The following is a 25645-nucleotide window of genomic DNA, read 5'->3' on the forward strand; positions in this document are numbered from 1 at the left end:
AAGGACCTTCGCCCCACCCGCTGGAGGGCAACCGTACAAAACGCCGCCTTTCCGGACCCTTTCAACTCCATGCATTTTTCTGGTGCATTGCACCAAACCTGGGCAAATCGAGGGTAAATACTAGTGCCACACGCAGTCCCTGACGGCCCGGACGGTTCTCGATCAGCAATTTCGCGCCGTGGATTTCCGTGATGGTGCCGACGATGGCCAGGCCCAAGCCCGCCCCGCCCTTCTTCTTGCCTGCCGCCCCCCGGCGAAAGCGCACGCCGGCGCGTTCGATGTCCAGCTGCGACATGCCGGGACCGCTGTCTTCCACCACCACGCAGGCCGCGTGCGCTTCGCGCGCCACCCGGACGGTGATCTCGCCGCTGTCGGGGGTATAGCGGATGGCATTGTCCAGCAAGTTGCTCAGGGCCTCGCGCAGCAGCCACTCCAGGCCTTTCACCTCGACGGGCGACTGGGGCAGATCCAGGCCCAGGTCCAGCCGGCGCGCCCGGGCAGCCGGCAACAGTGCCCGGACCACGGTATCGGCCAGTTCGACCAGGTTGACGGGCTCGAAAGCTGCGCTCCCTTCCGCCAACGTGGCGTCCTTGGCTCTGGCCAGGGACAGCATCTGGTTGGTGGTGCGAACCGCGTGATCGAGCCCTTCCTGCATACCCAACAGGGCCGCACGGATCTCGGCGGGGTCTTCCTCGCGCAGCGCATAGGCCGTCTGGGTGCGCAGAACCGACAAGGGTGTGCGTAACTGGTGCGAGGCGTCATCCAGGAACTGCCTTTGCACCCTCGCCTGGTCCGTAAAACGGGCCATATGGAGATTTACGGCGTCGACCAGGGGTCTGACCTCACCAGGCACGCCGGACGCGCTGACGGGGCTCAAATCGTCCGCAGGGCGGGTATCCAGATCTTCCTTGAGGCGCTCCAGGGGCTCCAGGGCGTTGAAAACGCTCCAGATGACCACCAGAACGCTGATCAGGACGACGGCAAGGTCCCGGCCTACGGACGTCACCAGCGCGCTTTGCAGGACCTCTGTGCGGCTTTCCAGGCTTTCGGCCACCTGGACGATCACCCTGCCTCCCTGGTCGTTGTACAGCGGCGGGTCCATCGGACGGGCCAGCGCGGCGACCCTGACAGTTTCATCCCCGTAGTGGGCATAGAAGAAGCGGGGTTGTCCGGATATCAGAGGTTCATCCGGCAATGGCAGCCCGGGGTTGCCGATTTCGGCCAGTCCGTCTTCCGTGGCGACCCGGTAATAGACGTGGCCACTGGCCGTCAGTTGGAAAAACTCGAGCAGCAGATAGGGCTGCTCCATGGCCAGGCCGCCGCTCGCTGTGGATATGTTGTGGTCGATCGATCGCAAGGCGCCAGCGAGCGACCGGTCGTAAGCATGGTCGACCTGGTCCCGCAATTGGTGGTTCGACAGGTACAGGGCGACCAGCATCACGCACACCAGCGCGGGGATCAATCTTCCCAGGAGAACCGCCTTCAGCGTGCGGTTACGGGGACGTGCCGTCTGCGGGGTTTTCAACGACGGTCTCCAGGCTGTAGCCCATGCCTCGCAAGGTCACGATTTGCACTCCCGTGCCGGCCAGTTTTTTCCGCAGCCTGTGCACAAGTACTTCCACGGCTTCCAGGTTGACCTCGCTGTCGTCGGGCTGGATGCGATCCAGGATCTGCTGTTTGGCGACCGGCTCCCCGCTGCGCTGGATCAGCACGCGCAGGACGGCATGTTCCCGTGGCGACAGGGCCAGCACCTGGCCGGACACGGAAAAACGCTGCGAAGCGGTATCCAGTACCAGGTTGCCCAGGGCCATTCGAGGATGTTCACGCCCCCGGCTTCGGCGGATGAGCGCCATCAGCCGCGCCTCGACTTCTTCCAGCACGAAAGGCTTGGGCAGGAAATCGTCGGCGCCCTCGTGCAAGGTGCCGATGCGCTCGGCAAGCGAGTCGCGGGCGGTCAGCACCAGTACGGGCGTGCGGTCGTCCCTGGCGCGCATGCGCGACAGGAGACTGTGCCCGTCCATGCCAGGCAGACCCAGGTCGAGCACGACGGCATCGAATTCTTCCAGCGTCAGCCGGCGTTCGGCCACGACGCCGTCATTGGCCCATTCCACGACGAAGCCCGCATGGCGGGCGAGGCTGCGAGCCAGCCAATGCGCAAGCTCGGCTTCGTCTTCTATCAGGAGGATACGCATGAAGGTTCGCCCGGGAGGGGGTGGCGGCTGGCTGACATGGGTTCAGGTTTTCTCTTATCTTGTTCTTTATACAAAGATTGGTAATGGATAAGGGCTGTGGATAACTGCATCAACCCGAAAAAGCGATTCTATTTCATCGGCTTGCCAAAGTTTTTGCTTGTGCATGAACTCTGTTCTGGGGATAAGTCGAAGTTGAACAACTTTTCCACAGGCGAAGAAAAAGCCGGTTTGTTCAATCCACGTCCACACGCTGTGCACAACTTCGCTTCATAGTAGTTATCCACAGGGGAATTTGCCGTGACGGATGCAAAATAGTGCAGCGGCTCCTGATGCCGAGCCCGTCCCGCAATGGCCGCCCAACGTTGCCGGATGGCGTCGGACGGCGCCGTAACCGCCAGGAAATGCCCGGTCCGATGAGCGAAGAGGCGCCCTCGCCCGCATGGCGCGCTCGCGCGTGCGGGTCGGGAAAGAAAGGACTTGGCGGGGGGAAGGAGATGAGCAACTGCCCCCGTACCGTGGCGGCACGGGGCAGTCGCGGGATCAGCGGCCGAAGGCGCGCCGCAAGGTCTTGAGCCCGCGGCGTACCACCGCCGAATAGAGCTCGGCAGCCTTCAGTTTCCAGTCGATGTTGCGCTGGTAAGGCTGGATGGTGATGGGGAAATACGGCGACAGCATCTTCGCCACGCTTTGCGGGGAGATGTGGGTGTTGCTTTGCACGACCGCGAACAGACCGTCGCTACCCGCGCCGAAATAGTGCTCCGGGTTCCATTCCTTCATCTGCTCGGCATGCCAGACGCTCTGGTCGGTGTGCAGCGTCGGCTGCCCAGGCTGGCGCACTGTGTGATAGCGGTCCACCAGCCCTTCGTTCTCGGCATTCAGCCAGTAAAGCGTGTACTCGGTCCAGTCGATCGTGTATTTGCTGAGCAGCACCCGGCGCCAATCTTCGCCGTACAGCGCTTCCAGCTTGCTGTGCAGGCTCAGGCACAGCGTGCGCGACAGGATGGCCGGGGTCCACCAGATGCCGTCGCGATCCAGATGCGGGTCGACGTTGAGCACCTTGCTCGAGGCTTCCCAGTAATACGGTTCGGTCGTGCGCGGCATGTAGTGCGTGAGCGCGCGGCCACCCGGAATCAAGGTATCGGCAGAGAAAGGGTGCGTGGCGAAGCAGTCCGGGTCGAACACCAGGAAGTACTCGGTGTCGATCAAGGCCGGCGCATACAGCTTGATGATCTGCTGACGGTGCCAGTTGCGGATCTGGTGGCGTTGCGAGAACTCGGAGAACACGCCCAGGTGCTGGGACTCGTCGACGACCACGACCGGAAAATCGGACCAGGCCTTCGCGTATCCCTGGATTTCCTCGACTTCTTCGTGAGGCACGACGAGGACGAACCGGGCGAACAGCCCAGGCGCCGCGAAATGGCGCAGCGAGGCGAACAGGATGTCACAGCGGCCGATGTTGTCGGCATAGTGTCTGCCCCGGGTCTTGATAGGAAGAATGGCGCTGATTTGCGTCATTACATGCTCCGAACTCAATTATTCAGGAAAAGCCGGTAGAAGAAGCCGGGAATGTAGGCGCGGCGGTTCGTCATGGCGACGCCGATGATGTTGCCGCCCGAGTCGAGCACCTGATCTTTCAGGGTTTGCGCCACGGGTTTGCGCGTGGCTTCGGCCTGGATCACCAGGACCACGGCATCTGCCCGTGCGGCATTTTCGACGCCATGGAAGGAGCGAGTGGAAGACGGCGCGTGGACCAGCACGTAGGCGTAGTCCTGCTTCAGGCTTTGGAACAGGCCCGAGGCGTACTGCCAAGAGGCCTGTTGCGTGGAGTCCGGGGCCCACGCGACCACGATGTTCTGCCGTGAGACCTGGCTGAATTCGAGATCCAGTACCGGCTTGGCCACGTAGACGATCAATTCTTGATCGGCCCCTTCGACGTCGGGCCAGTCGATCTGGCCCTGGGCATTGGGTTCGCCATAAGGCCGCTTCTTGGCCGAGGTCATGTCCAGGATCAGTACTGGCCGGGCCGAACGGCCGCTCAGTTCGAGGGCCAGGCCCTGCATGAGCCGGCTCATGCCTTCGCCGTCGTTCGCGGCAAGCATGACGACTGTCTTGGACGCGGCATTGGAGCTGAAATGGATGGCGGAAGCGAGACGTCCGTAGTCCGCATGCGCGGACGAGGTCGTCAACTTGCGGGGCGAGGGTGCTGCCGACCCCGAGGGTGCGGTACGGCGCCCGGTGATCGGTGCGCAAAGCACGCTCAGCAGCAGCGAACGTTCGATCTGTTCCGGGCTGAGGAACGTCTCGCGCATCGTGGCCCGCAGCAGCACGATCAGACCGGAAATGACGATGGCCGCGACCAGGGCCGCGGCGACCAGCAACCCCCGCGAGATGTTGCGCTGCGAAGGGGTCACCGGCGGCTGAATGACGCGGACGTTGGTGCTGTTGACCTTGCTGGCCTGTTCCTGCTGGATATTGACCTGTTCATACAGGCGGGCGGCCGTGTTGAAGTTTTCCGCCAGCAGGTCGCGGTCGGCCTGCATCTGACGCAATTTGCCTGCCACGGCGATCAGACTTTCCGAACGGCCGCGCGCTTCGGCGACCTGCGCCTCGAGTTCCTTCTGGCGGGCGGCCTGCCCCGCGATGGTGGTCTGCAGGCCCGCGAGCCGATCCTGCACCGTGTCGTAATAGCTGTTGTGGCCGACACGGCTGGCGGAAATCATCTGCTGCTTGTTCTTGGCGATGTTCGCCCGCAGGTCGGCGATCTGCTTGTCGAGCTGCTTTACGAAGGGCGAGTCGTCCATGTAGCGCGAGGCGACCTCGGCGCGGCGTGTCTGCAGATCCAGCAGTGAAATCTGCATGGTGGCCAGCGCGCGGGCGATCTCGGCGTTGTCGTTGAACAGCAGGATGTCCGACTTGACATTGGCGGTGCTGGCCTGCAGCGCCTGCAGCCCGGCGCGGTCCTGGGCCAGCGCGGCGTCGTTCTCCATCTTGCGCTGGACGAGCAGGTTCTCCAGCGCCACGGCTCGCGAGATCTGATCGGTGATATTGACGACACCGTGCTCCTGCTGGAAGGCGAGCAGTTCGGCGTTGGCGCGGTCGAGCTGGCTTCTGGCCTGGTCGCGCTGTCCCGCCAGCATCGCGGTCCGGCCCGAGGTGAATATCGTCGCGCGCTGCTTGAAATAGCGCGCCAGCAGGTCTTCCAGCGTGGCTGCCGCCCGCTTCGGATCCACGTCGTAGTAGGACAGGTTGAGGGTGTTGGCGAGATCGTTCTGTTCGAGATGGAACCGGGACTCGAACTCGCGCACCTGCTTGTCGAACTCGAGCGGATCGGAGTTGTTGGGCCCCAGCCTGGCCATGACCACTTCGCGGTGCAGTTCGGGGCTGTCCAGGATCTGCGCTTCGACACTGACCAGTTCGCCGATGGCTGGCGCCACGGGAATGCCCCCCCGCCCGCCGGCGGATTGGTCGTAGTAACCGGCGAAGAGCACCAGAAGCGTCGACTGTGCCCGATAGGGAATGGGCACGGTCATGGCCAGGATCACGCCCAGCACGGCCACGACCAGGAATGCCGTGGCAGCGACCTTGTGGTAGTAGAAAAAGGTGTTGAGATGATCTCGGATGGTCAAACTGGCGACCGCATTGCTGCGGTCAGGCCTAGTTCTAGTGGAAATAACCATACAACCTTCAGGTTCGGGATGCGCCGCAATGCTGTCGGATCGGATCCATGCCTAGCCACCACCCGCCGCTGGCCGCCCAACCTGATGGGCGGCAGATTGTTGATTTTATACGTTGAATTACTGTTTGCAAGTATATAATTGGGCGCGTACGGGTGTGTTGCCGCCCGGCACGCTTCGCTTTTCTTCCCAAGAGGTTGGCCGCGCATGTTGTCGTTACGCGCCACACTGATGTTGCGCCTGGTCTTCGCGCTGGCACTGGTCAACTTGACCGCGTGTACGCCTACCTGGGTTCACTCCGAATACCGCCAGCCCGAGCGTTTCGCCACTTGGGTCGATGCCGCCCCCGCCGCCTACGTGCTTCAGCCGGGTGACGAGATCGCTGTCACGCTGCCGTTCAATGCCGAGCTCAACCAGAAAGCCCTGGTCGCGCCCGACGGAACGTTCACCATGCCCCTGGCGGGCGCGCTGCCCGCCGCCGGGCAATCCGCCGCCCAGTTCTCCAGCACCGTGAACAAGGCCCTGCTGGCCAATGGCGTGGTTGCCGATGCGCGTGCCTCGGTCAGCGTCGTGCAGTACGGCGGCTTTGTCTACGTGGATGGCCAGGTCGGCAAGCCGGGTGAAATCATCCTGCGTCCCAACATGACCGTCCTGCAGGCGATCGCCGCCGCCCAGGGGATGCGCGATACCGCGCGCACCGACGAAGTCGTGTTGATCCGCCGTTCGCCGGACGGCCGGCCGATGTTGCGTACTGTCGACACCAAAGCGCTGACGCGTCGGGGAGACCCCGCGCAGGCGGTGGTCTTGCAGGCGTCCGATACGATCTTCGTGCCGAAGTCGTCCATCGCCGAAGTCAATCAGTGGGTGGACCAGCATCTCAATCAGGTTCTGCCCTTCAACAAGGGCGTGACCTACACGATCAACGGCAACGACTGATGGCCTTCCCGGGATATTCCAGGGCTGCCGTCGCGAACCCGGCGTAGCGGGCGGCACGCAATGGAAGAGGCCAAGTCCGACGGTCGGCTACCCGCGATTTTCTCGACCGAACCCGTCCGGTCGCGCGTGCGCTGGTGGCTGGTCATCCTGCTGCCCCTGTTCGGGCAGACGTTCCACTACATGACGGACATCCGGCCACTCTGGGCCCTGTCCAAGGCCTTTCCCTTGCTGTCATTGCCGCTGGCGCTGCGGCTGATGGAGCAGGCGCGCTTTCCCATGACCCGGCAGTTGGTGCTCAGCTTCGCCTGGCTGCTGCTGGTGCCCAGCCTGTCCTCGATGGTCTATTTCAACGAGAGCTTCTTCACCAGCCTCACTGCCCAGGTGAAGCTGCTGCCCTTTCTTTACTTCTTTTCCTTCCTGGCCCTGCTGCAGATGCTGCGGCCGACCCTCTACGAGCTGGAGCGCAGCTTCGTCGCGCTGGGCGTCACCGTGGTCGTCGTCTTGATCGTGCTCTGGATCGTGGTGCCCAGCAGTTGGTACAAGGGGTCTTATGTCGTGGGCACGGCGCCGTTGTTCAGCGAGGACAACCGTGGCCACCGCATCCGCATGTCGATGTACTTCCCCATCATCCTCCTGTTCTTCTGCTACCGCAGGGCGTTCTTCGAGCGCAGCGCACGCTACCTGCTTTGGGTCATCGTCCTGTTTGCCGTCACGCTGCTGATCATCAAGACGCGTGCCATGATCCTGGGTATCGCTGGCGTGCTGGCCATCAATACCCTGTTGTGGGCCTCGCCCCGAGCCAGGCTGGGGTTGGCGTTCGCCGTTCCATTCCTGCTGGCCTCCATGTTCTCCGTCGATTACCTGGCCACGGTCTTCGACACCAGTGCAAAAAGCGGTTTCGACGTACGCAGGACCACCATCGAACTGGCCATCCGCTTCCTGGGCGACAACCCGCTGGGATGGCTGTTCGGCGTCGGTACGATCAGTCCGACCAGCAGCCAAAGCCTGATGTCCTATTTCCACCATTTCTTCTTCCTGGCGGACATCACGTGGCTGGGCATCATCTTCGAATACGGCTTGTTCGGGGCGATGCTGTTCGTGCTCATCGAGTTGCGCGGCCTGCGCTTCTACAAACAGTTGCGCCGCCACATCGAAGACGATCTGCTCGGCGCCCTGTCCGACTACCTGATCTACGTCCTGCTGATTTCCTTTCTCTATCCGCTGACACTGACGCCTGGCGAAAGCGCGATCATTCTCGCCATCTTCGTCTATGTATGGCGCGCCAGCGGTCTGGAGAATTCCCCCAACTCAGTTTCATCGCCCGCGCATGCCTAGCCTCAGACGTTTCAGCCTCTGGTCTTCACTGGCAGCGGTGCTCCTGCTGGTGGGCATCATCGTCGTTCGCGGCGCGGTGCCGGACAGTTCGCCGCTGCCCGCGGCCGTGTCGATCGACGCGTCGGCCAACCGGCGCCCCATCAGCCCGCTGATCTACGGCATGAACTTCGCGACGACGCAGATGCTGCGCGACCTGCGCATTCCCATCAACCGTTCGGGAGGCAACAGCGCTTCGGCCTACAACTGGCGTCTCGATGCCCGGAATGCGGGAAGGGACTGGTTCTTCGAAAGCCTGGGGGCGGACCCCGCTGCGATCAACGATCAGTTCGGCGAGCGTTTCGTGGCGCTTACCCTGGATGCAGACGCCATCCCGATGCTGACCATCTCGATGATCGGCCGGGTGGCGACCTTGGGCAAGGACCGCCAGACGCTGGCCAGCTTCTCGGTCGCGAAGTATGGGCGGCAACTGGCCTACGACGTCGATGGCCTGCGTGACGCTGGCAACGGGGTCTTGCCCGATGGATCACTTATCGTCGACAACGATCCGAACGACGCCACGGTGCCGAACGATCCACAGAACGAGCAGGCGCGTGTCGAGCAACTGGTCCAGCGTTTCGGTCCGTCGAGCCCCGGAACGCCACGCTATTACGTGATGGATAACGAGCCCAGCCTGTGGCATCTCATCCATCGCGACATCCATCCTGTCGGCGCCCACGCTTCCGAAATCGCGGAGAAAGTGCTTGCCTATTCGCGCGCGGTGAAGAGCGCCGATCCGGGCGGACTGGTGGTGGCGCCCGAGGAGTGGGGATGGTTCGGCTACCACTACAGTGGGTTCGACCAGCAGTATTCGGCCAAGAACGGCCTGGATGATGCGCCCGACAAGAAGGATGAAACCGGTGGTATGGATTATGTGCCCTGGCTGCTGTCGCAATGGAAGGCGGCCGGACGGCCCGTCGACGTGTTCAGCCTGCACTTCTACCCGCAAAGTGGCGAGTACAGTGAAGCGGGGGCGCCGGATACGCCCGAGATCGCGTTGGCACGCAACCGTTCCACGCGCAATCTCTGGGATCCGAACTACAAGGATCCGAGCTGGATCAACAGCGTGGTATCGCTGATTCCGCGCATGCGGCAATGGGTGGACAGCTACTACCATCCCGGCACGCCGATCGCGCTGACGGAATACAACTGGGGTGGTGACGCCATCATGAACGGCGCCACGGCACAGGCAGACCTGCTGGGCATCTTCGGCCGTGAAGGACTGGACATCGCAACACGCTGGGGAGCGCCTGATCCCGCGACGCCCGTCTACAAGGCGTTCAAGCTTTATCGCAACTACGACGATCAGGGTTCGGGTTTCGGTTCGACCAGCGTCGAGGCTGCAACGCCGGATCCAGACCAGGTGTCGTCCTTCGCCGCCCTGCGCGATGGGGATGGCGCCCTGACCGTGGTCGTCATCAACAAGCAGCTCGAGCGCCCGGCGGCGGCCACGCTGAAAATCGGCAACTTCGCTGCCGACGGCCAGGCTGAAAGCTGGCAACTGGCGAAAAATACCCTGTCCCGGCTGCCTGACACGAGGTATTCCGGTGGCCAGGTCGAAGCTGTCCTGCCGCCGCAGAGCGTCACCCTTTTCGTCCTGCGCGGCGTTTCGTCCAAATGACGGACAGGCAAGCAAGCCCGCACGCCACACCCGACCAGGGCAGTTCCGTCGTCCGCGGCGCCGCCGTCAGCCTGGGCGTGCGCCTGCTCGATCTGCCATGCCGCTATGGGTTCCACCTGCTGGTCGCCGCGGCGCTGGGCGTGGCGGACACAGGCCGGTTCTATATCGTGTTCAGCATCATGGTCGGCCTGGCGGGCTTTGGCAGGCTGGGGATAGACCAGGCACTGACACGGCAACTGGCCGTCTCGGTGGCCTCGGACCAGCCCGAGGCGGTACGCCCCGCGATCCGGCGCGCACTGGGCCTGATCCTGCTGGCGTCCTCGGCCGTCGCCTTGTTGCTGGCGGCGCTTGCCTGGCCCCTTGCGCACCATGTGTTGCGCAAGGAGGAACTGGCCGTGCCGCTGGCGTTGGGTGCGTTGACCATCATTCCGCAGAACCTCGGAGCGGGCCTGGCCGGTGCGCTGGCCGGGTTGCAGCGCATCGGATACAGCCAGATGATCTATTCCTGGCTCTGGCCGGCCGTCTTCTGCGTCGTCGCCATACCGCTCATGCTGGCCGGCATGCTGACCGTGACCTCCACGCTGTTCCTGATCGCGGCAAGCTTCGCCCTGACCGCGCTGGTCGGCGCCGTTCTGTTGCGCAGTGGCCTGGTCCGGGTGTCCCACGCCGGCACCCTGGCTCCGCGGGTCCAGGGGCTGTTGCGTCCTGGCCTATCGCTGTTCACGCTGGAAGTCACCAAGCTGCTGATTACCTCTGCGCCCGCCATTGCACTGGGCATCGTGGCGACGGCCTACGAGACCGGCCTGTTCGCCCTGACCTGGCGCATGGCGCTGGTGATCAACATCCTGATCAGCGGCGTGGCCGGCATGGCCGTGCCGCGATTCGCGGCGCTGCACGCGCGCGGCGACATACCCGGAATGGAAAAGGCGGCGGCTCAGGCCATCGGCATCGTGCTGTGCCTGGCGCTGCCGGCCACCGCCGTCATGCTGCTCTTCCCCGGACATCTGCTGAGTCTGTTCGGGCCGGGATTCGGCGAAGGCGCCACGACACTGCGCATCCTGGCGGTGGGCCAGCTTGCGGCGGCCTGCTTTACCGCGATGCCTGAAATGCTCGGCATGACCTCGCACCTGCGGGCGTTGTACAGAATCAATGCCTGCACATTGGTCGTGCTGTTCGCCGGCCTGATGACACTCGTGCCCCTGGCCGGCAGTGCTGGCGCTGCCCTGGCGACGGCGCTCGCTACCGTGGTGAATGGCGTTGCTGCGGCGTGGTTGGCGCATCGCCTGCTGGCGGTGTCGCCGCTGAGCCGGCTGCGACACCTCGTGGCCAGCCATCTGCGGCGTCGCACGGATGGAGAAGTTCAATGAGCCTTTACCGAACCGGGCTGGCAATCTTGTTGCTGGGCATCGCGCAGGCCTGCGCAATCCTGCCCGCGTGGGCCGACATCGACCCGCCGCGCTACGATTCGAACCTGTTCTGCCGGTTGCGTGCCAACACGCCCGATGGGTTCTCGGATATCGCGATGGCTCAATGCCTGGCCAGCCAGCGCCACGCGCTGGATCGCATCCGCATGGAGTGGCTTGAACTGCCTGAGGAAATCCAGACGGGTTGCGATGAGTTCACTCGTCGCCGGGATCCGCTGAACTACGTGGCCATGCAGAGCTGCATCGAGGCACAGAAGCGCCGCATCCCGCCCGCGCCCGAGGTGGAGCTCTCGCCAGAGGATTACTCCTCGACACCGCGCTGACGCGGCAGCGAATCCCCGCGCCCGGCCACGGATGCCGAGCGCGCGTTCTACGACGTCCGTGTCCCGGTCGCGCTCACGTCCGTGCTGCGCCGCAAACCCTCGGCAAGGGGGGTCCAGGTCAATCCGAGCCGCGCCTCCGCCGCGCTGCTATCGAGGCGGATGTCTTGCCGCCACAGGCGGGCCAAGGAGGGGGGAATGGGCGGAGGCAGCGCCAGGCCGTGCAGGCGTGCCTTGTGCGCCGCGATGTCGAGGATCTTCAGCGCGGGCGCCACCAGCTTCGTTTCCAACGCCAGCCTGCGTGCGCCGACGCGCGTTATCGGCACGGCGCCCAACGCTTTCGCATAGGTGAAGAAATACGTGTTCCAGTCGGGAGCATCGCGCATGGCCAGGTTATAGGCGCCGTTGGCGACCTCGGGGCGCAGCAGGCAGGTGATGACAGCCTGCGTCACGTCGTCCACGTAGACCAGGTTGCTGCAGGCGTCGCCAGCACTGCCGAGATCGCCGATGCGGCGGGCGCGCAGCAGGCGTGCGATGCGCTGGCTCCATTGCGGACTGCCCAGTCCATAGACGCATCCGGGCCGCAGCACCACGCGGCCGGGAACTTCCGCAAGAATGCTTTCGGCCTGCGCCTTGGCGGCTGAATACGGACCCAGGTCTCCCTTCAATGGGTGTTGTTCATCGATCCGGCCACGCACGGCGCCGTAGGCGGCCATCGAGCTGAAGTGCACCAGCGGCCGCGGATGCTGCTGCAAGGCGTGCTTCAACGCCTGTGCATTGCGCACCATGGTGTCCGGGGAACCTGCCACGCAATTGACCACGGCGTCCACGCTCGCCACGGCGCGCCCCAGCGCGTTCGTGTCGGTGGCATCGAGCACGATCTCGGCATCGGCTCGGCGGCCCGCCATGCGTGGGGTAAACGCGCCGTGTGCAGCCAGCGCGCGCGACACCGTGCGTCCAATGTAGCCTTGCGCACCCAGCACCAAAACCCGTTTCGTCGAATGTAGCGTCGGCATATCGTTTCCAGACCTGCATCAGCCTTCGAGGGACAGGCGTTTTTGCAAGTGATCCGCCAGGCGCAATGACAGCGCGACGATGGTCAGGGTGGGGTTTGCCTGACTGGATGTGGGGAAGACGGCGGAGCCCGTCACATACAGATTGGCCGCCTCGTGCACGCGACAGTCCGCGTTCACCACGCTGCTGCGCGGATCGGCGCCCATGCGCGCGGTGCCGATGTGATGGCCGCCATATGCACCGTAGCGCGTCATCTCTTCCTCGATGTTGTCGGGTTCGTATTCGAAGCGGCCCAGGCCGCCGGCGTGTACCGTGTCGGCCAATGCCGCCAGCGCGATGCGTACCGTGTCGACGTCGCGCGCGGTGTAGCGCCAGTCCACGTTCAGCCGCCGCATTCCCAGCGCGTCGACGCCCGTGCCCAGGGTGACGCGGCTGTCGGGGTTGGGCACTTGCTCGGCGTGGAAGTCCAGACTGTAGCGGCGATTGCGCGGATGCACGATGATCGACGGAAATTTGCGCGTCGCCAGCGTACGTTGGGTCAACCAATGCCACAGGAAGCGGGCCGTCGCGGGCGAGTCTCGCAGCACGTTGGCCAGGTGGGCCATGCGGGATGCCGGGATCTCGTCGTCGCCGTACAGGCGCTTGCCGTACTCGTAGGGAATGAGAGGCCGGGCCAGGTACAGCAGCGACAGGACGCCCACGCCATGGCCTGGGTCGGGGATGTGCGGATGATGCAGCCGGGCGATGAAATTGCCGGCCTGCAGGTGGCGTTGCGCTTGCGGTCGCAGGGCGAGCCGGCGGCGGCAATAGATACCTTCGTCCGAGACCTCGTAGCCGTGCCATACCGACGCCGCGCCGGACAGGTCCATGGTGCCGATCGTACCGGCGATGTGGCACATGTAGAAGCGGCCGACGATGTCGTGCGCGTTGCCGATGCCTGCGCCGCTGAGGCCAGGGTTGGCCAGCAGCAGGCGCGCGTTTTCCAGGCCGCCGGCTGCCAGGACGAAGACCCGCGCCTGCACGGAGAACTGCTTGCCGGGCAGCGTGCGCACGGTCGCACTCTCGATACGTCCATCGGGATGATGGGACAGGCCGCACAGGTTGGCGTTCTGCAGTACGCGCACGGGACCGTCCTGCAGGCGGTGCCGATAGCGCTGGCCGAAGTCGGTCGGGCAACTGAACCGTTCCAGCGTGTTGGACGTGAACGTGTCGCTGTCCAGGCCTGCGATCATCGGACGAATCGGCCGCTCGAATGCGGCTTCTGCCGTGTAGGCGAATTCGCCGGCTTCGCACAGGCGGTTTGCGCGCGGGTAGTACGGCTGCAGGTCCTGCGGGCCGATGGGCCAGCCGCTGTGCGGGATGTAGCCGCGTTCCTCGAAGTCGATGGGATCGAACGGCATGCAGCGCCCCCCCCACAACGTGCTGGACCCGCCGAAGCGCCGCACGCGGTAACGGTCAGGTGGGCTGTGCATGCGCGCGTCGGATACCGTGCCTTCGTACAACCGCTCGGTGCGCTCGTCGGGCCGGTCTGCCCCGCTTTCGAGCAGCAACACATCGAGGCCGCTGTCCATGAGCGCCAGGGCCAGGGAAATGCCTGCTGGACCCGCGCCAACGATGCACACATCTGTCTTCAGCACAGCGCCTGCGGGTACGTTTGTCGCGTCGTCGATCATGGCGTCAAGGGGAAAGGCAACGCATGGCGGACTGCTTTTCCGGCTTCTCTATCGTTTTGGGAACACGGCACTCCCGATTGCCCATCGCACGCAACATCGGTATCGCCACGGATAATAACGTGCTCATTTTGTCACGTTCAAAATTTTATAAATACAATATTGCCGCCTGACTGCTCGTGGTCCGGTGTGGCGCAATATTCGTTTGGCATTTCCTCTGAAGGGGCTTTTTTGCAAACCTTGCCGCACACTTCCGGCCCGGACAGCGCCGGTGCACCTCCCGCCGAACTCCCTGCTCTGCCCAAGGTCCGCTTGTTCGATCTGGACATGTCGGCCGTAACGTTCGATGCCGCCGTGCAGGCGTTGGTCCAGGCGGCCGAGCGGCGTGATGGCCGTGCGCGCGTGGTGGTCACACCCAACGTCGACCACATCGTGCGTCTGGATGCCGCGCCCGAGCTCCGCGCGCGCTACGCGATGGCCGATTTCATCTTCGCCGATGGCATGCCGGTGGTGTGGGCCAGCCGACTGTTCGGGCGTCCCTTGCCGCAGCGCGTGACCGGTGCCGACCTGTTCGTGGCGTTGTGCAAAGAGGCCGAGCGGCGCAACTGGCGCGTCATGCTGCTGGGCGGCATGCCGGGGTCCGAGGCGGATCTGACCGCACGATTCTCCGAATACTTCCCCGCGTTGCACGTGGACATCGTGTGTCCGTCGATGCAGTTCGAGCCGCTGGGACCGGAAGGCGAGGCCTTTGCGCAGCGGGTGCGGGAATCCGCCCCCGACGTCGTGTTCGCCTGCGTGGGATTGCCCAAGCAGGAGAACTGGGCGCTGCACTATGCATCGTCTCTGCCGGGCGGCATCGTGCTGTGCGTGGGGGCCGCCATGGAGTTCGCCATCGGGCTGCAGCGCCGCGCGCCCGCGGTTTTCCAGCGTACCGGTATGGAATGGGTGTGGCGCTTGCTGACGAACCCCAGGCGGTTGTGGCGCCGCTATCTGGTCAACGACCCCTGGTTCGCGATGCTGTGCTGGAAGCAATGGCGCGCATTGCGTCGCTAGCCGCCGCACTGGCCGCCGCACTAGCCGCCGCGTCAGTAGGCGTTTCTATCCCAGAGGATCATCACCGTGGTGCGGACCAGGATCTTCAGGTCCAGCCGTAGCGACCAGTTGGTGATGTAGTAGCGGTCGTACTGTACGCGCCGCTGCATCTTGTCCGGCGTGTCGGTTTCGCCGCGCAGGCCGTGGATCTGCGCCCAGCCCGTGATGCCCGGCTTGACGCTGTGGCGCAGCATGTAGCCGTGGATCATGCGACGGTACATTTCATTGTGTTCGGCGGCGTGGGGGCGTGGGCCCACCAGGCTCATCGAGCCGCCCAGCACATTGAACAACTGCGGCAGTTCGTCCAGCGACGTGCGGCGCAGGATGCGGCCCACACGGGTGATGCGGTCGTCATTGGCGCTGGCCTGGCGCAACTTGCCATCCTGCAGGCGATCGCTGCCCACACGCATCGAGCGGAACTTGAAGACGGTAATGGACGAGCCGCGTTCGCCGTAGCGGTGCTGGCGGAAGATGATGGGGCCAGGCGAATCCAGTCGGATGGCCAGGGCCACCAGCAGCATGACGGGCATGACGAGAACCAGCACCATGCTGCCCAGCACGAGATCCGTCGCGCGCTTGAACGAGCGCGACAAGCCGACCATCTGTGTTTCGTGCAGGGCCAGCAGCGGCACGCCGGCGATGACGGCGTTGTCGATCACCGATTCGCCCGGGATGGGTGACTCGGGAATGAGATAGATGGTGGTCGTGGAGTCGTACAGCCGGTTCATCAACTGCAATGCCTCGTCCTCGTAGCTATGCTTGTCGAGGGGAATGAAGGCAATGTCGATCTGGCCGGAGTCGATCTGCCTGATTGCGCTGGCAAAGTCACCGAGGTAGCGAGGCGTATTGCCCGGGCCTTCCTGGTCGGGCAGAGGCTGTGGCGCGTAATAGCCGTCGACGTGTATGCCCAGGATTGGCGAGCGCTGAAGCCGCATGGCCAGTTCGTTGGCCTTTGGCCCCAGGCTGAAGAAGACGGCGCGGCGCTTGTTCGATGGGGAATTGTTGATGTTGTAGGCAATCCGGCGCAGCACGGCCAATCCGCTCACCTGCAGCACCAGCGAGACGCCGATCCACTCGACGAGGACGGCGCGCCACTGCTGAAAATCGATGTTGCCGTGCGACAGGAACAGCAGGCCGGCCAGTGCGACGAACAGCACATTGAACCAGCGTCTGACGCCCTGGCCCAGCATCCAGAGCCCGGTGCGGGCGCTGACCAGCAACCGGAAGCGGGCATAGGTGAAGAAGGCGCTGACGGCGATCAGCGCCGAGACATTCTGCGCGGCGGCGGAATCGTCGGTCCCGCTCAAGTGCGCCAGCGCCAGGAACGGCATGGCATTGAGCAGCGCGCTGACCACGCCCACGAGCGCCATGAAAGCATTCTGGTGGTGGCTGAGTTTGTCTTGCAGGAACATGTCTCTGGGACGGCGATGAGTCGGTAAGAAGCCTCAACGGCCGTAGGAGTCCTCGAAGCGCACGATGTCGTCCTCGGCAAGATACGGCCCGGACTGTACCTCGATCAGTTCCAGAGGAATCGATCCCGGATTTTCAAGGCGATGGCGCACGCCCAGCGGAATATACGTGGATTGGTTCTCGGTGAGCAGGAAAACTTCTTCGCCTCGCGTGATCCGCGCGGTGCCCGTGACGACGATCCAGTGCTCGGCACGGTGATGGTGCATTTGCAGCGACAGGCGGCAGCCCGGCGCCACGGTGATGCGCTTGACCTTGAAGCGGGCGCCTTCGTCGACCGAGTCGTAAGAACCCCAGGGACGATAGACCAGGCGGTGTTCCACCGCCTCGCTGCGCTTGGCGGCTTGCAGCCTGGTCACGATCTTGCGCACATGCTGGACCTGGTCGCGCGCGGCCACCAGCACGGCATCCGGCGTCTCGACGACCACGGTGTCCTTCATGCCCAGCACCGCCACCAGGCGGCTGCTGGAATAGGCATAGGTGTCGTGGCACGAGTCGGCCACCACATCGCCGCGCAAGGCGTTGCCGTCCTGATCTTGTTTCGCCAACTGCCACAGCGATGCCCACGAGCCGATGTCGCTCCAGCCCGCGTCCAGTGGCACCATCGCCACGTCGGGGTCGCGTTCCATGACGGCGTAGTCGATGGAATCCGATGGGCACGCGGCGAACGCCGATTCATCGAAGCGGATGAAGTCGCCGTCGTCGCGCTTGCCGGCCATCGCGGCCTGGCAGGCCTGCAGGATGTCCGGGCGAAACTGTTGCAGGGCTTGCAGGTAACGCGACGCCAGGAACAGGAACATGCCGCTGTTCCAGTAATAGTTTCCTTCCGCGACATACCGGGCCGCGGTGTCGGCATCGGGCTTTTCCACGAAGGCCTCGACGTCTGCGGGTGCCTGAGCATCGGCGCCGACGCGGGCGCGTATGTAGCCGTAGCCGGTCTCGGCGTATGCGGGCACCACGCCGAAGGTGACCAGCTTGCCCGCCAGCGCGGGCGCGCGGGCGGCTTCGACCGCCTGCCGGAACGCAGCCGGTTGCATGACCGCATGGTCGGATGGGAGCACCAGCAGCAGGGTATCGCCCCCGCGGGCCAGCGCGTGCAGCGCGGCCAACGCGATGGCCGGCGCGGTGTTGCGGCCCACGGGCTCGAGCAGGATCTCGGGGTGTTGCAGATCCAGTTGACGCAGTTGTTCGGCAACAATGAAGCGATGCGCCTCGTTCGTGATCAACAGCGGCTCGTGGTCGGCCAGTTCACTTACGCGCTGCCAGGTTGCCTGCAGTGCGGAGGCATCGTCGAGCAGGTTGAGGAACTGCTTGGGGTAGCTTTCCCGCGATAGCGGCCAGAGCCGGGTCCCCGAGCCGCCCGCCAGTAGCACGGGCTGCAATTCAACGGGTGCGGTGGACATCGCGAGCTTCCTTCTGCCTGTGGCCGGATTCCAGACTCGCCACTGCCCACAGTAACGAAATCGTAAAAATTCGGTAGCTTGACCGTAATTACGAATCTTTGAGTATCAAATGGACAAGGATTCGTACGGTGCATCTTAAAACGGCAGTGCCTCGCTTGGCTACCTCATTCGCGTGAGCGACGGCGAGTGTCGCTATTCGAGCAACACCTCGCCTCACGTATGCTGCCTTGTCGGCATAAAACGTCAAAAAACGTCAGGTTGGCCCGAAAATTGCAGCTGGAGGTAGCAATTGAATGCAGATTTAAACATCTCCATATTAGAATCGGTCCAGTTCAGGGCGGCGTTCGTCAGTCCCGCGCTTGGCGCTCCAGAACACCTGAGACGCAAGGTCATGCTTCAAGAATGCGCGGCCAGAACCCCGCAGCTCCGCCTTGCCAATTGGCAGAAGTGCCATGTTGGTTTCAGTTAAGCCGAAGTTCGCCAGCAGAAAGAATCCCATCCTTCCTGTCCGCGTCCCCGCGAGGCGGAGCCTCCCAGGCCGACTGCCGTCGCCCTCCTGGGCGCTTGCATATTCCCGCTCGCGGCGGGCAGCCAACGACTTGGCTGTCTCTTTTTTGCGCATAATTTCAATCCTTTGCGATGCGCCTGCATCGCGCGCCGCGGGGGCCTGCCCGTTGCGTTCCGGCATCGCGTTCTGATGCCGCTCATCCATAGGACAGTCGTGGAAAGCGCCGTTTACACCCATCTCACCCAACGTCTTTGCTCTCATCAGTGGCGCGACTTCCTCAATGCCCTGGCCGAGGAGCTGACCCATGATCTGACGCCGAAGAACCTGCGCAGCATGATGCGCCGCACCGGCGAGCGCTTTGCTCAGCAGCATGCGCTGGGGGGATCGGGCACGGTGGGCGACCTGCAGAAGGCCATGAACCTCATCTGGCGAGGGCAGGATTGGGGCTGGGTGGACATTTCCGAGGCGAATGATCATTTGATGCTGGCGCATTACTGCGCTCCCCTGCAGGCCGCGTTCGGCGCAGGACACCAGGCATGGACGATCGGTTTCCTGGAAGGCGCCTACGAGTCCTGGATGCGTGAGCTGGGGGCCGATGCGCAATTGCACGTGTCGCAGGTCGGCGAACCCGACCCCATGGGAACCGTCATGTTCCGTTTCGGCAAGTAAGCCTCCCTTGATGCCAGTCCCCGCCTGAAGGCGGAGTCCCACAGAACAGGTCGAACCATGAGCGATGCTACCGATATTTCGAGTCTCTACCGGCGGTTCGGCGGAGACCCCGAGCAATACCTTGAAGTAGGCCAGACCAATCAGGCCCAGGCTTCACGCGACCGTTGGCCATTGTTGTCGGCCATCCGGCCCGAGCTGGCCATGCTGCCGCCGTCCGTGGGGGCGCGCACGGATCTGCCCGCCGCGGGTTCGCCTTGGCCGTCCAGCACGCCGGCATCGGCGTCGCCTGACGTGTCCATCCCGCCGGTTGCCCAGGCCATCGCGCCAGGTTCCGTGCAGGTCGAGCCGCCGCCGGTTTACGTGGAGGTGCCGCCGGTCGTCGTCGCGCCGGCCGTGGCGCCTGCGCCCACGCCCTGGGACGCCCAGCAGCCGGTCGGTGCCCCGGTCACGGCCCCCGCGCCTTCGTCGTGGAACGCCGAGCCAGCCGTCGCCGAGCCGGTGTCGTGGGAAAACCCGCCGGCCATGGCGCCCGCCCCCGCGTCCTGGGATGCGCCGCCCGCTTTCGCCGCGCCGGCCGAGACGCCCGTCCAGGCGGCTCCGATGTATGCGCCGGTGCCGCCGCCCGAGCCCGACAACGTCTTTGCCGCGTCGCCGCCCGCAGCGCCCCAGCCGGACTTCGGGGCGGCGTTCATGATGCCGGTCGCAGCGCCGTCGGCCGATCCCATGCCGCAACCGGCCGTCTTCACCTTCACTCCCGAGCCCGCTCCGGTCGCCGCGCAACCGGAACCCGTCGTCCAGTCATCCGCCGAGTCCGCGCCCGGGGCCGCGGGCGAGTCCCTCAAGAACGTGTTCGCCCGCCTGGCGTCCGGTTCCTTCTCCACCAACAAGTAACCGTGAAGATCATCGCTATCGTTTCCGCCAAGGGCGGGGTGGGCAAGAGCACCGTCGCAGCCAATCTGTGCGTCGCCTTGCGCCAAGCGGGCCGTTCGGTGCTGGCCATCGACCTGGATCCGCAGAACGCGTTGCGCTTTCACCTGGGCGGCGACCTGACCAACATTGGCGGCATCTCGCGTGCCAGCGTGGGCGGTACTTCGTGGCGCGATGCCTGCGTGCAGGGACAGTCCGGCATCTACATGATGCCGTTCGGCCTGGTCAACGAGGCCGACCGCCAGACGCTCGAGCGCCAACTGGTGGCGGATCCGCTGTGGCTCAAGCGCCACCTGGAAGCCCTGAACATCACCGAGGACAGCGTGGTGGTGATCGACACGCCGCCGGGCCCATCCGAATATCTGCGCCAATCGCTGGGCATCGCCCATCTGGTCATGGCCGTGACGCTGGCCGACGCGGCATCGTATGCCACGATCCCCATGATCGAGGGCCTGATCCAAAGCTACTGCGCCAACCGTAGCGACTACCTGGGGCATGGCTACGTCATCAACCAGGCCGACGGTTCCCGCCAATTGTCGAAAGACGCGGTGCGCCTGATCCGCGAGTCGCTGCGCGAGCGCGTGATCGGCGTGATCCATCAAGACCAGTCCGTCAGTGAAGCGCTGGCGTATGGCCGCACGGTCATCGAACACGACCCGCACAGCCTGGGCCGCGCCGACCTGCTTTCCTGCGCGGGCTGGGTGTTGCAGCAGCTGCGCAATGCCGGAGGCCAACCGGCATGACGAACCCGCCTCCTCCGCGCGCCAGCCGCCGCGACGGCGCACCGGCCTGGGACGAAACACTGCTGGCGTTGCCGCTGTGGTCCAAGGCCTGGGTGCGTGTGCTTGCGGGCCTGGTGGCCGGAGTGCTGTTCGTGCTGGCCGTCACGGTCGAATTCGGCCTGGCCGAGCAACTGATGTTCACCGGGATCTGCGTGGCGCTGGCGCTGGTGCTGAACCGCATGGGTGGACGCCTGATCACGCTGGTGATGGTGACGCTGTCGATCATCGTGTCGCTGCGCTACATGTACTGGCGGGTCACCCAGACCTTGGGCTTCCTGGATCCGATCGACATGGCATTCGGGTACGGCCTGCTGCTGGCCGAGTTGTATGCCCTGACGGTGATGCTGCTGAGCTACTTCCAGAGTGCCTGGCCATTGCAGCGCAAGCCCATGCCGATGCCAGGCGACTGCGCCACGTGGCCCACCATCGACGTCTTCATTCCGACCTATAACGAACCGTTGAGCGTGGTTCGGCAGTCGGTGCTGGCCTCCATGGCGCTGGACTGGCCAGCCGACAAGCTGCGGGTCTACGTGCTGGATGACGGGCGTCGCGCCGAGTTCCGCGACTTCTGCGCCCAGGCAGGAGCAGGCTATCTCACCCGCGAGGACAATCGTCACGCCAAGGCGGGCAACATCAACGCCGCATTGGCCAAGACCGATGGCGAGTTCGTCGCGATCTTCGACTGCGACCACATCCCGACGCGCTCGTTCCTGCAGATCTGCATGGGCTGGTTCGTGAAAGACCAGAAGCTGGCGATGCTGCAGACGCCGCACGTGTTCTTCTCGCCCGATCCTTTCGAGCGCAATCTCGAGACGTTCCGCAACGTGCCCAACGAGGGGGAACTGTTCTACGGCATCATCCAGGACGGCAACGACCTCTGGAACGCCACGTTCTTCTGCGGCTCTTGCGCAGTGATACGGCGCAGCCATCTGGCCGAGGTCGGCGGCGTGGCAACGGAAAGCGTCACCGAGGATGCGCTGACCGCGCTGAAGATGAATCGCGCGGGTTTCAACACCGCGTACCTCGCCATTCCCCAGGCGGCGGGCCTGGCCACGGAAAACCTGTCGCGCCACATCGGCCAGCGCACGCGTTGGGCGCGGGGCATGGCGCAGATCATCCGTATCAACAATCCCCTGTTGGGACGTGGGCTGAAGCTTGGGCAGCGGCTGTGCTACCTGAACGCCATGCTGCACTTCTTCTTCGGCCTGCCGCGCGTGGTGTTCCTGACCACTCCGCTGGCATTCCTGTTCTTCGGGGCGCACGTGTTCCAGGCATCGGCGCTGATGGTGGCCGCCTATGCTCTGCCCCACATCTTCCTGTCGAGCATCAGCGGCGCGCGCGTGCAGGGGCGTTTCCGCCATTCGTTCTGGAACGAGGTCTACGAGGCTGTGCTGGCCTGGTACATCATGCGTCCCGCCCTGCAGACGTTGGTCAGCCCCAACCGGGCCATTTTCAACGTGACCGCCAAAGGAGGCGTGATCAGCAAGTCGTACTTCGACTGGGAGCTGGCGCGTCCCTACGTCGTGCTGCTGGGGCTGAACCTGCTGGGGTTGGTGATCGGCGTGGTCAGCATGATTGCCGCGTCGGATCTGGACACCGTCCTGACCATCCTGATCAACGTGGTCTGGACGTTCTACAACATTGTCATCACCAGTGCTGCCGTTGCCGTTGCCGGTGAAGTGCGCCAGTTGCGCAGCACGCACCGCGTGACGGTGGATCTGCCCGCGGCGGTGGGGCTGCCCGACGGCCGCAGCATTACCTGCCGCATCAGCGACTTCTCGCAAGGGGGCGTCGGCGTGGTGCTGCCCAAGGGGGCGCAGGTGCCGCAGGGATCGACGGTGCACATCTCGATATTCCGTGGTGATTTCGAAGGCGTGTTTCCCGCGACCGTGTCGTTCAGCCGCGACAATCGCCTGGGCCTGAGCTTCCAGAACCTGAACATGGATCAGGAAAGCGAGTTGGCGCAGGTCACGTTCGCGCGGGCGGACACCTGGGCGTCGATGTGGGGGCAAAGCAAACCCGCGTCGCCGCTGGTCGCCATGCGTCATATTTCTTCCATCGGCCTGCGCGGTTTCACGCTGCTGTTGCGCTACATGCGCGATCGCAGCATGGTTCGCTTGCGCCGTACGGTTCCGGCATCTCCCAAGAATTGAACAACGAGAGCGTGATGACCTTCAGGCCCGATCCGAGCATGACCGTGCCCGCGCGACCGCGCATGCCGACCCTGTTGGTTGGCGCGTTGCTGTGGGCGGCGAGTTCTGCTTCGGCGTTCGCCGCGCAGGCCGATGTGCCCCTGCCCACGGAACCGGCCCCCGCCGTCGATCCGCTGCCCATCGTGGACCCGGTGCCCACGGCTGCCCGGACGCCCGCCACGGCGCCCATGCCCGTCACGCCGGCGGCTCCCGCTGCCTCGGCGCCGACGGCGCCTGCCCAGGCCGCTGCCCTGCCCGACGGTTCCCGCACGTACCGCATCCCACTGTCGCAACTGGGCGCCCGTGACGGCCTGCCCCTGCGCGGGATCGATGGTTCCAACGGCGTGGATTTCGGCGCAAGGCTGGACGAGCGCATCGTGGACATGCGCCTGGATCTGGATTACACCTACTCGCCGGCGTTGTTGCCCGACCTGTCGCACATCAAGGTGCAATTGAACGGCGACGTGGCCGACAGCGTGGCGCTGCCCAAGGAAGAGAGCGGCAAGCCGCAACAGCGCGTCATCCCGTTGCCGGTGCCGGCCCTGCGCGAATTCAACCGCCTGAACCTGCAGTTGATCGGCCATTACACGCTGAGCTGCGAAGATCCCGTGCATTCCAGCCTGTGGGCCAACATCAATCCCGACAGCGCGCTGGAGTTGACCGTGGTGCCCACGGATCTGCCGAACGACCTGGCATTGCTGCCGGCGCCTTTCTTCGACAAGCACGACGGCCGTCCGTTGGTGTTGCCCATCATGCTGCCGGGCGCGCCCGATGCGGGCCGGCTGGAAGCCGCGGGCATCGTCTCGTCGTGGATGGGGGCGCTGGCCAGCTATCGCGGCGCCAGCTTCCCCGTCAGCCTGGACACGCTGCCCACGCAGGGCCACGCCGTGGTGCTCGCCCGCCCGGGCGACACCCTGCCCGGCCTGCAGATGCCGTCGGTGTCGGGCCCGACGCTGGCCATGGTGCCCAATCCCAACGATGCATACGGCAAGCTGTTGCTGGTGATGGGGCGCAACGATGGCGAGATCAAGCAGGCGGCCATCGCGCTGGCGCTGGGCTACCAGACCCTGTCCGGCCCTTCCACCCAGATCACCAGGCTGGATGCGCCTGAGCCCCGCCAGCCCTACGACGCCCCCAACTGGCTGCCTCACGACCGTCCCGTGCAGTTCGGCGAGCTGATGCCCGTCAGCCGCATGAACGTCTATGGCCATCGCCCCGCGCCCATCGACCTGAACCTGCGATTGCCGCCGGGCCTGTTCGGTTGGCGCAGCGACGGCGTGCCGATGGAGTTGCACTATCGCTATTCGCCGCGTCCGGCGCGCCAGTCCGTGCTGGAAGTGACCGCGGGCAATCAGCTGGTGCAGACCCTGTCGCTGCATCCCGATGTCCGCTCGGATCTCTTCAGCCGCGTCTCGGGCATGCCGCCGTCGGAGGCGCGCGCCACCGTGATGGTGCCGCCCTACATGCTGCCGCCGATGGCGGGCCTGCAGTTCCGCTACACCTACGAATACGCCAAGCTGGGCGAATGCCAGAACAGCATCGTCGACAACGTCATGAGCGCCATCGATCCGGCCTCGACGATCGACATCTCGCGGTTGCCGCGATATGCCGCGATGCCCGACCTGGGCGCCTTCAGCGATGCGGGTTTTCCGTTCACGCGCATGGCGGACCTGTCCGAAACCGCTGTCGTGCTGCCCGACCAGGCGGGCGCCAATGATTATTCCGCCTACCTCATGCTGATGGGCGCGATGGGCGAATCCACCGGCTATCCCGCGGTGGGCGTGACGGTGGGCCGCGCCGCGCAAGCCGACCAGCTGAGCAACAAGGATCTGCTGGTGCTGTCGTCCGGCGGCAACCAGCCGCTGCTCAAGCGCTGGAGCGGCTATCTGCCCGGCGGTTCCGAGGGAGGGGGCAACCGCTTCGGCATTTCCGATTGGCTGTCGCGCACGCTCGACTGGCGTGGCTCGGACCCGCGTACGCGCGGCGCGCCCGCCAGCGGCAAGGTCGTCGCCACCGGTAGCGGCCCCTCCGGCATGCTGGAGGGTATCGAGTCGCCGCTGTCGTCCGGACGCAGCGTGGTGGTCGTGTCGGGCACGAATGCCGACGGCCTGGCGGCCGCGGTGCGCGCCGTGCTGGTCAACCGCAACAACGACCAGAAGATCCAGGGCGATCTCGCCGTCGTGAACGGCACCGAGGTCGCGACGCTGTCCAACGAACAGAGCTATTACATCGGTACGTTGCCGCCCTGGCTGGCTGTGCAGTGGTTCTTCGCCAACCACCCCTTGCTGCTGGTGCTGGCGCTGGTATTCAGCGCCGTGGTGCTGGCCGTGCTGGTCTATCTGTCCCTGCGCGCTCGTGCGCAACGCCGCCTCGGATCCTGAAC

20 protein-coding genes are annotated in these 25645 nt (G+C 64.7%); 11 read left to right on the forward strand and 9 right to left on the reverse strand.

From position 1 onward, the window contains the following. Positions 1-61 precede the first annotated feature (61 nt). The 4 genes from A7W11_RS01220 to A7W11_RS01235 all read right to left on the reverse strand — a co-directional run bounded on the left by A7W11_RS01220 (position 62) and on the right by A7W11_RS01235 (position 5818). On the reverse strand, positions 62-1438 hold the full coding sequence (locus tag A7W11_RS01220) for a sensor histidine kinase (RefSeq protein ID WP_066407336.1): 1377 nt from the start codon (positions 1436-1438) through the stop codon (positions 62-64). Positions 1439-1493: 55 nt separating this feature from the next. Then, positions 1494-2192 carry a response regulator gene (locus A7W11_RS01225; protein WP_066406679.1) on the reverse strand — a complete coding sequence of 233 codons (699 nt, stop codon included), beginning with the start codon at positions 2190-2192 and terminating at the stop codon, positions 1494-1496. Between the two features lie 540 nt (positions 2193-2732). Continuing rightward, a complete protein-coding gene (locus A7W11_RS01230) occupies positions 2733-3707 on the reverse strand; it encodes a DUF6492 family protein (RefSeq protein ID WP_066406681.1) in 975 nt (324 codons plus the stop codon). Between the two features lie 14 nt (positions 3708-3721). Further along, complete coding sequence (locus A7W11_RS01235; protein WP_066406683.1) at positions 3722-5818, reverse strand: GumC family protein; 2097 nt, start codon at positions 5816-5818, stop codon at positions 3722-3724. A gap of 255 nt (positions 5819-6073) precedes the next feature. On the opposite strand from A7W11_RS01235, the gene A7W11_RS01240 reads away from it, so the two are divergent. The 5 genes from A7W11_RS01240 to A7W11_RS01260 are packed head-to-tail and all read left to right on the forward strand — an operon-like array spanning position 6074 to position 11541. Then, positions 6074-6802: a polysaccharide biosynthesis/export family protein gene (locus A7W11_RS01240; protein WP_066406685.1), complete on the forward strand. Its 729-nt coding sequence runs from the start codon at positions 6074-6076 to the stop codon at positions 6800-6802. Between the two features lie 60 nt (positions 6803-6862). After that, positions 6863-8137 (forward strand): hypothetical protein, encoded by a 1275-nt coding sequence (locus A7W11_RS01245; protein WP_066406687.1) that lies wholly within the window; start codon positions 6863-6865, stop codon positions 8135-8137. Continuing rightward, positions 8073-9794: a glycoside hydrolase family 44 protein gene (locus A7W11_RS01250; RefSeq protein WP_235816773.1), complete on the forward strand. Its 1722-nt coding sequence runs from the start codon at positions 8073-8075 to the stop codon at positions 9792-9794. Before A7W11_RS01245 ends, A7W11_RS01250 begins: the two co-directional genes overlap by 65 nt. Beyond that, positions 9791-11161: a lipopolysaccharide biosynthesis protein gene (locus tag A7W11_RS01255; protein WP_066406692.1), complete on the forward strand. Its 1371-nt coding sequence runs from the start codon at positions 9791-9793 to the stop codon at positions 11159-11161. Before A7W11_RS01250 ends, A7W11_RS01255 begins: the two co-directional genes overlap by 4 nt. After that, positions 11158-11541 (forward strand): hypothetical protein, encoded by a 384-nt coding sequence (locus A7W11_RS01260; RefSeq protein WP_066406693.1) that lies wholly within the window; start codon positions 11158-11160, stop codon positions 11539-11541. The genes A7W11_RS01255 and A7W11_RS01260 overlap by 4 nt, the downstream gene beginning before the upstream one ends. A 47-nt stretch (positions 11542-11588) precedes the next feature. Here A7W11_RS01260 and A7W11_RS01265 read toward each other — a convergent pair whose 3' ends face one another. Together A7W11_RS01265 and A7W11_RS01270 are read right to left on the reverse strand one after the other, a co-directional pair. Continuing rightward, the gene (locus tag A7W11_RS01265; RefSeq protein ID WP_066406694.1) at positions 11589-12554 is read right to left on the reverse strand and encodes an NAD-dependent epimerase/dehydratase family protein; all 966 of its coding nucleotides are present in this window, start codon (positions 12552-12554) and stop codon (positions 11589-11591) included. Positions 12555-12572: 18 nt separating this feature from the next. Continuing rightward, positions 12573-14189, reverse strand: coding sequence for an FAD-dependent oxidoreductase (locus A7W11_RS01270; RefSeq protein ID WP_235816774.1), 1617 nt, complete (start codon positions 14187-14189; stop codon positions 12573-12575). A gap of 360 nt (positions 14190-14549) precedes the next feature. On the opposite strand from A7W11_RS01270, the gene A7W11_RS01275 reads away from it, so the two are divergent. Continuing rightward, positions 14550-15275: a WecB/TagA/CpsF family glycosyltransferase gene (locus tag A7W11_RS01275; RefSeq protein WP_066407339.1), complete on the forward strand. Its 726-nt coding sequence runs from the start codon at positions 14550-14552 to the stop codon at positions 15273-15275. Positions 15276-15307: 32 nt separating this feature from the next. Here the strand turns inward: A7W11_RS01275 and A7W11_RS01280 are convergent, their stop codons facing one another. The 3 genes from A7W11_RS01280 to A7W11_RS27195 form a co-directional block, all read right to left on the reverse strand. Further along, on the reverse strand, positions 15308-16726 hold the full coding sequence (locus tag A7W11_RS01280; protein ID WP_066406696.1) for an undecaprenyl-phosphate glucose phosphotransferase: 1419 nt from the start codon (positions 16724-16726) through the stop codon (positions 15308-15310). Positions 16727-16759: 33 nt separating this feature from the next. Next, on the reverse strand, positions 16760-18184 hold the full coding sequence (locus tag A7W11_RS01285; RefSeq protein WP_066406698.1) for a mannose-1-phosphate guanylyltransferase/mannose-6-phosphate isomerase: 1425 nt from the start codon (positions 18182-18184) through the stop codon (positions 16760-16762). Between the two features lie 316 nt (positions 18185-18500). Continuing rightward, positions 18501-18896: a hypothetical protein gene (locus A7W11_RS27195; protein WP_156522959.1), complete on the reverse strand. Its 396-nt coding sequence runs from the start codon at positions 18894-18896 to the stop codon at positions 18501-18503. Between the two features lie 9 nt (positions 18897-18905). Here A7W11_RS27195 and bcsD point away from each other — a divergent pair, with 9 nt between their 5' ends. Genes bcsD through bcsB form a run of 5 tightly spaced genes read left to right on the forward strand, consistent with a single transcriptional unit; the run spans position 18906 to position 25643 of the window. Further along, the gene (gene bcsD, locus A7W11_RS01295; protein ID WP_235816775.1) at positions 18906-19361 is read left to right on the forward strand and encodes a cellulose biosynthesis protein BcsD; all 456 of its coding nucleotides are present in this window, start codon (positions 18906-18908) and stop codon (positions 19359-19361) included. A 57-nt stretch (positions 19362-19418) separates the two neighbouring features. Then, entirely contained in the window at positions 19419-20252 is an 834-nt protein-coding gene (bcsP, locus tag A7W11_RS01300; protein ID WP_156522960.1) for a cellulose biosynthesis protein BcsP, read from the forward strand. A 2-nt stretch (positions 20253-20254) separates the two neighbouring features. After that, positions 20255-21031, forward strand: coding sequence for a cellulose biosynthesis protein BcsQ (gene bcsQ / locus A7W11_RS01305; RefSeq protein WP_066406709.1), 777 nt, complete (start codon positions 20255-20257; stop codon positions 21029-21031). Continuing rightward, positions 21028-23223, forward strand: a complete 2196-nt coding sequence (bcsA, locus tag A7W11_RS01310) for a UDP-forming cellulose synthase catalytic subunit (protein ID WP_066406715.1) — start codon at positions 21028-21030, stop codon at positions 23221-23223. The genes bcsQ and bcsA overlap by 4 nt, the downstream gene beginning before the upstream one ends. 14 nt (positions 23224-23237) lie before the next feature. Further along, positions 23238-25643, forward strand: coding sequence for a cellulose biosynthesis cyclic di-GMP-binding regulatory protein BcsB (gene bcsB / locus A7W11_RS01315; protein ID WP_235816776.1), 2406 nt, complete (start codon positions 23238-23240; stop codon positions 25641-25643). Positions 25644-25645 lie beyond the last annotated feature (2 nt).

Source organism: Bordetella ansorpii, assembly GCF_900078315.1.
Classification (GTDB): Bacteria; Pseudomonadota; Gammaproteobacteria; order Burkholderiales; family Burkholderiaceae_B; genus Bordetella; species Bordetella ansorpii.

Excerpts from the sequence above, each read along its gene's own strand:
- bcsP (WP_156522960.1), top strand. The coding sequence starts at position 19,419 with ATGAGCGATGCTACCGATATTTCGAGTCTCTACCGGCGGTTCGGCGGA.
- A7W11_RS01225 (WP_066406679.1), bottom strand. The coding sequence starts at position 2,192 with ATGCGTATCCTCCTGATAGAAGACGAAGCCGAGCTTGCGCATTGGCTG.
- A7W11_RS01275 (WP_066407339.1), top strand. The coding sequence starts at position 14,550 with ATGTCGGCCGTAACGTTCGATGCCGCCGTGCAGGCGTTGGTCCAGGCG.
- bcsB (WP_235816776.1), top strand. The coding sequence starts at position 23,238 with ATGACCTTCAGGCCCGATCCGAGCATGACCGTGCCCGCGCGACCGCGC.
- A7W11_RS01230 (WP_066406681.1), bottom strand. The coding sequence starts at position 3,707 with ATGACGCAAATCAGCGCCATTCTTCCTATCAAGACCCGGGGCAGACAC.
- A7W11_RS27195 (WP_156522959.1), bottom strand. The coding sequence starts at position 18,896 with ATGGATGAGCGGCATCAGAACGCGATGCCGGAACGCAACGGGCAGGCC.
- A7W11_RS01280 (WP_066406696.1), bottom strand. The coding sequence starts at position 16,726 with ATGTTCCTGCAAGACAAACTCAGCCACCACCAGAATGCTTTCATGGCG.
- A7W11_RS01245 (WP_066406687.1), top strand. The coding sequence starts at position 6,863 with ATGGAAGAGGCCAAGTCCGACGGTCGGCTACCCGCGATTTTCTCGACC.
- A7W11_RS01255 (WP_066406692.1), top strand. The coding sequence starts at position 9,791 with ATGACGGACAGGCAAGCAAGCCCGCACGCCACACCCGACCAGGGCAGT.
- A7W11_RS01240 (WP_066406685.1), top strand. The coding sequence starts at position 6,074 with ATGTTGTCGTTACGCGCCACACTGATGTTGCGCCTGGTCTTCGCGCTG.
- A7W11_RS01265 (WP_066406694.1), bottom strand. The coding sequence starts at position 12,554 with ATGCCGACGCTACATTCGACGAAACGGGTTTTGGTGCTGGGTGCGCAA.
- A7W11_RS01220 (WP_066407336.1), bottom strand. The coding sequence starts at position 1,438 with ATGCTGGTCGCCCTGTACCTGTCGAACCACCAATTGCGGGACCAGGTC.
- A7W11_RS01260 (WP_066406693.1), top strand. The coding sequence starts at position 11,158 with ATGAGCCTTTACCGAACCGGGCTGGCAATCTTGTTGCTGGGCATCGCG.
- A7W11_RS01250 (WP_235816773.1), top strand. The coding sequence starts at position 8,073 with ATGTATGGCGCGCCAGCGGTCTGGAGAATTCCCCCAACTCAGTTTCAT.
- bcsA (WP_066406715.1), top strand. The coding sequence starts at position 21,028 with ATGACGAACCCGCCTCCTCCGCGCGCCAGCCGCCGCGACGGCGCACCG.
- A7W11_RS01285 (WP_066406698.1), bottom strand. The coding sequence starts at position 18,184 with ATGTCCACCGCACCCGTTGAATTGCAGCCCGTGCTACTGGCGGGCGGC.